The organism is Kineococcus siccus, assembly GCF_009906795.1.
Lineage (GTDB): Bacteria > Actinomycetota > Actinomycetes > Actinomycetales > Kineococcaceae > Kineococcus > Kineococcus siccus.
This window is the reverse complement of the sequence record NZ_JAAALN010000274.1, coordinates 1-4,812: the sequence shown is the minus strand read 5'-3', so window position 1 is coordinate 4,812 and position 4,812 is coordinate 1. Positions and strand designations below refer to the sequence as shown.

Sequence of the window (4,812 nt, the reverse complement as noted above, 5' to 3'; positions counted from 1 at the left end):
TCTCCTGGGGGGTCGGTGCGGGTGCGGCCGGGAGGCACGGGTCCCCGGTCCGTGGCGGACCGGGCACTCCGTCTCCTCTGCCCGCTGCCGCCCGGGTCAAACCGCACGGCCGCCGGGGGTTCCCGGCCCGGGTGGCAGGATCGGCGGCGTGAGCACCCTCGAGACCATGCGACGCCTGCCCAAGGTGTCCCTGCACGACCACCTGGACGGCGGCCTGCGGCCCGCGACGATCGTGGAGATCGCGTCCGCGAACGGGCACGTGCTGCCGACGACGGACCCGGAGGAGCTGCGCGCCTGGTTCCGCGACAGCGCGGACTCGGGATCGCTCGTGCGCTACCTGGAGACCTTCGACCACACCGTGGCCGTCATGCAGGACGCCGAGTCGCTGGCGCGCGTCGCGACGGAGGCCGTGCTGGACCTGGCCGCGGACGGCGTCGTCTACGGCGAGCTGCGCTACGCCCCCGAGCAGCACCTCGCGGGCGGCCTGAGCCTCGACGAGGTCGTCGTCGCCGTCGAGCAGGGCATGCGCCGCGGCGAGGAGCAGGCCGCCGCGGCCGGCACGCCGATCCGGGTCGGCACCCTGGTCACCGCGATGCGGCACGCGGACCGCTCGGCCGAGATCGCGGAACTCGCGCTGCGGCACCGCGACGCGGGCGTCGTCGGGTTCGACATCGCGGGCGCGGAGATCGGCTTCCCGCCGTCGAACCACCTCGCGGCCTTCGACCGGCTGCACGCCGAGAACCTCCCCGTGACCATCCACGCGGGGGAGGCCTCGGGGCTGGAGAGCATCGCGGACGCCGTGCACACGTGCGGCGCCCAGCGCATCGGTCACGGCGTCCGCATCGCCGACGACGTCGAGCTGACCGGCGGCACGGACCGCTTCGGGATGCCCGCCGCCCGGCTGGGCCGGCTGGCCGCGTGGGTGCGCGACCGCGGGGTAGTGCTCGAGCTGTGCCCGTCGAGCAACGTGCAGACGGGGGCCGCGACGAGCGTCGCTGACCACCCCGTGACCGCGCTGAAGGACCTGGGTTTCGCGGTCGCGGTGAACACCGACAACCGGCTGATGTCGGGGACGAGCCTCAGCCGCGAGTTCGCCCTGCTCGCCGACGAGGCCGGCTGGCGCGTCGCCGACGTCGAGCGGGCCACGGTGACGGCGCTGTCCGCGTCGTTCCTGCCGTTCGACCAGCGCCTGGCCCTGGCCGAGGACGTCCTGCGGCCGGGGTTCGCGACGGCGGTCACCTCCGCCTGAGCTCGCGCCGGACGGCGCCCCCGGCCCGCCGGCCGGGGGCGCCGTCAGCCCTTCGTCGCGCCCGAGGTGATGCCCGCGATGAGGGACCGCTGCATCAGCAGGTACACGACGAGGCTGGGCAGCAGGGCCAGGACGGCGCCGGCCAGCAGCACGCCCGGCCCCACCTGGTTGTCCGCCCGCAGCACCGACAGGGCCACGGTCAGCGTGTAGTCCTCCGGGCCGTCGGCCGCGATGAGCGGCAGCAGGTACTGGTCCCAGATCATCATGAAGCCGAAGATCGTCACGACGCCCAGCACGGGCCGGCACAGCGGCAGCACGATCGACCACAGCATCCGGACCTCGCCGACGCCGTCCAGGCGCGCGGCCTCCTCGATCTCGTCGGGGATCTCCTTCATGAACTCCGTCATGACGAGGATCGAGAACCCCCAGGTGGCGACGGGGAGGATCACGCCGAGGGGGGAGCCCTTGAGGCTGACGCCCAGCAGGGGCACGTCGCTGATGACCTGCGACAGGGGGATCGCGATGACCTCCTCGGGCAGCATCATCGTCAGCAGGAACAGCAGCAGCACGACCGTCTGGCCGCGGAAGCGGTGCCGCGCCAGGGCGTACGCCGCGAGGACGGACACCGTGATCTGCAGCAGCAGTCCGCCGCCGACGATGACGAGCGAGTTCGCGAAGTACCCCCAGATGCCCTTGTCGGTCGCGATCTGGAACGGCAGCAGCGACGGGTCCGACGGCCACAGGCTCATGCGGGTCGAGTCGGTCGAGCGGTTGAACGCGCCCGACACGACGGTCACGAACGGGGCCGCGAAGACGAAGAGGGCGGCGAGGGCGAGCACGCCGCGCAGGACGGCGGCGACGCCGAACCCCGGCTTCCAGCCGAGCGCGGTGTCGAACTGGCCGCGCGTGTCGCGCCCCGACCCGCGGGCGGGGGGCCGCGTGAGGCGCGCGGCCGCGGCCGCGGGCGCGAGCGGTGCGGTGGGCAGGCTCATCGGGACTCCCTCGTCCGGGTGGCGTGGCGGACGCCCAGGGTCAGCCCCAGGGTGACCAGGAGCAGCAGCACGGACGCCGCGGAGGCGACGCCGAGGTCGTTGCGCTCGAACCCGAGGGAGTAGACCCGGGTCATCCAGACCTCGGTGGAGCCCGCCGGGCCGCCGCCCGTGAGGACGTAGACCTCCGTGAACGTCCGCAGGCTGCGGATCGCGGCGAGCGTGAGCACCGTGGCGACGGCGGGCCGCAGCCCCGGCAGGACGATCCAGCGCAGGCGCTGCGCGATCGAGACGCCGTCGACGGCGGCCGCCTCGTACAGCGTGCGGTCGATGCCGGTGAGCCCCGCGAGCACGATGACCATGGTGTAGGGCGCCCCCGTCCACACGCCCACGGCCATGATGGAGAACAGCGCCGTCGAGGGGTCGGTGAGGAACGGGAACGGCCCGAGCCCCACCAGGCCGGCGATCGAGTTGACGAACCCGGCCTCGCTCGGGAAGTAGAGGATGCGCCAGATCTCCCCGATCACCGCGACGGCCGTCACGACGGGCAGGAAGACGGCCGTGCGCACGACCCAGAGCGAGCGGGTCTGGCCCTCGAGCAGCAGCGCCAGCACCGTGCCCAGCACGAGCGCACCGATCGTCTGGCCGAACCCCAGCAGGACGGTGTGCCCGAGCGAGTCCTGGAACCGGGAGTCGGTGAGGACCCGGCGGTAGTTGTCCAGGCCGACCCACTGGTCCCCCAGGAAGGGCTGCACCTTGTGCAGGCTCATCCGGAAGCCCTCGACGGCCGGCCAGAACTTGAACGTCAGGCCGAACAGCAGGCCGGGGGCGACGAACAGCCACGGGAACCACCAGCCGCCGCGGCGGGACCCGCGCCGGCGCACCGCCGGCGCGGGAGTCACCGTGGCCGCGCTCACTTCAGCAGGTCCTGCGACTCGAGCTCGGCGGTGAAGGCCTCGTCGATGGACTTCAGGCCCGCGTCGATGTCGCTGCCGCAGTCCGCCGCGATGGCGTTCATGCCCTCACCGAGCGCCTGCCGGAACGGCGTGAAGTTGATCGACCACTCGAACGTCCGGGAGTCGGACTCGTAGTTGTCCTCCACGACCTTCCAGCGGTCGTCGCCCGTGGTCGCGACCACGTCGACGTCGGAGTTGACGGGCAGCCGCACGACGGCCTGCGTGGACCCGCCCGACGGCAGGGGCTCCACGGTCATGCCGAGCTCCTGCGCCTCGGGCGTGATGAGGAACTCCGCGAGCGCCTTCTGCTGGTCGGCCTTGTCCGAACCCGCCCCGAAGTAGATGTTCTCCCCCTCGGCCAGGGCGGTGGTGCCGACCGGCCCCTTCGGCATCGGGATGACCTCGTAGGCGTCCTTGCCGAGGGCCGCGTCGAAGGCCGACCACTGGTAGGGCCCCGTGAGGTAGATGCCGGCCGTGCCCTCCTGGAAGAAGGGGGAGTCGCCCGTCGTGAGGTTGATGGCGCCCGGGACGGTGTTGCCGGGCGTGCAGAACTGGGTGCGCACGAACTCGGCGGCCGTGCGCGTCTCCGGGCTGTCGATCGCGGACTCGAAGGTCCCGTCCCCGGTGCTGCGCAGCAGGTCGCCCCCGGCCTGCCAGATGTACGACGACGCCCACCAGCCGATGTAGCCGTTCTTCGCGGTGCCGGGGATGACCATGCCGTAGGTGTCCGCCTGGCCGTTGCCGTCCGGGTCCTGCGTCCCGAAGGCGGTCGCGAGGGCGGTCAGCTCGTCCCAGTTCGTGGGCACGGGCAACCCGAGCTTCTCGCGCCAGTCCTTGCGCACGACGGTCGCGAACGTCTGCCGCGACCACGGCACGCCGTAGGTCTCGCCGTCGATCCCGACGTTCTGCTGCCACGTCTCGTCGGCGATCGACTCCTGGCCGGCGATGCTCTCGCGGTCGATGGGCGTCAGGAGGCCCTGCGAGACGTAGTTGCCGAGCGAGCCCGCGTCGTTGATGAGGACGTCGGGCAGGTCCTTCGCCGAGGCGCGCGACTGCAGCTGGGTGTCGAACTCGACGACGCCCTGGTAGTCGACCTCGATGCCGGTCTTCGCCGTGAAGGCCGCGAACACCTTCTGGTACGTCGCCGCCGGCTCGGGCGTGCTGCGCGACCAGACCTCCAGGGGGCCGGACGCCGCTCCGCCGGCGGTCCCTCCCTCGTCGTCGCTGGAGCAGGCGCCGAGCGTGGCGGCGAGCAGGACGATCGAGGTGGCAGCGGTGGTGCGGGTGCGGAGCGAGTGGACTCGCACGGAGACCTCCGGTTGCATATGTGGACGCATGACATCGTTGTGAATGCTTTCCGCACCGTAGACACTTGTCGCGAGGGTGTCAACCATCCGACGCGCAGGCCCGGAGCGCCGCGCGCGCCGTCGCCGGCTCGTCCTCGACGACGCTCCGCGGAGCCGGCACGGCGACGTCCGCACCGGGGTCCGGCGGGGTGCCGTGCGCCGCCCCGGCCTCCCCCCCGAGCGCGGCTGGGCGCGGGTGTCGGAGGGCGGGAGGAGCCTGCCGCCATGACCGACACCGGCACCCCGTCCTCCGGCACCCCGTCCCCCGGCAC

Annotated in this window: 4 protein-coding genes; 1 reads left to right on the top strand and 3 read right to left on the bottom strand. The window is 72.8% G+C overall.

Translation table 11 applies throughout. The features are described 5' to 3' along the window. Positions 1-166: 166 nt before the first annotated feature. Positions 167-1,249 (top strand): adenosine deaminase, encoded by a 1,083-nt coding sequence (locus GTR02_RS19900; protein WP_166609219.1) that lies wholly within the window; start codon positions 167-169, stop codon positions 1,247-1,249. A 44-nt stretch (positions 1,250-1,293) separates the two neighbouring features. Here GTR02_RS19900 and GTR02_RS19895 read toward each other — a convergent pair whose 3' ends face one another. The 3 genes from GTR02_RS19895 to GTR02_RS19885 are packed head-to-tail and all read right to left on the bottom strand — an operon-like array spanning position 1,294 to position 4,501. Further along, a complete protein-coding gene (locus GTR02_RS19895; protein WP_166609217.1) occupies positions 1,294-2,241 on the bottom strand; it encodes a carbohydrate ABC transporter permease in 948 nt (315 codons plus the stop codon). After that, positions 2,238-3,155, bottom strand: coding sequence for an ABC transporter permease subunit (locus GTR02_RS19890; protein WP_166609216.1), 918 nt, complete (start codon positions 3,153-3,155; stop codon positions 2,238-2,240). Before GTR02_RS19890 ends, GTR02_RS19895 begins: the two co-directional genes overlap by 4 nt. Then, positions 3,152-4,501: an extracellular solute-binding protein gene (locus GTR02_RS19885; RefSeq protein ID WP_205709675.1), complete on the bottom strand. Its 1,350-nt coding sequence runs from the start codon at positions 4,499-4,501 to the stop codon at positions 3,152-3,154. The genes GTR02_RS19890 and GTR02_RS19885 overlap by 4 nt, the downstream gene beginning before the upstream one ends. Between the last annotated feature and the right edge of the window lie 311 nt (positions 4,502-4,812).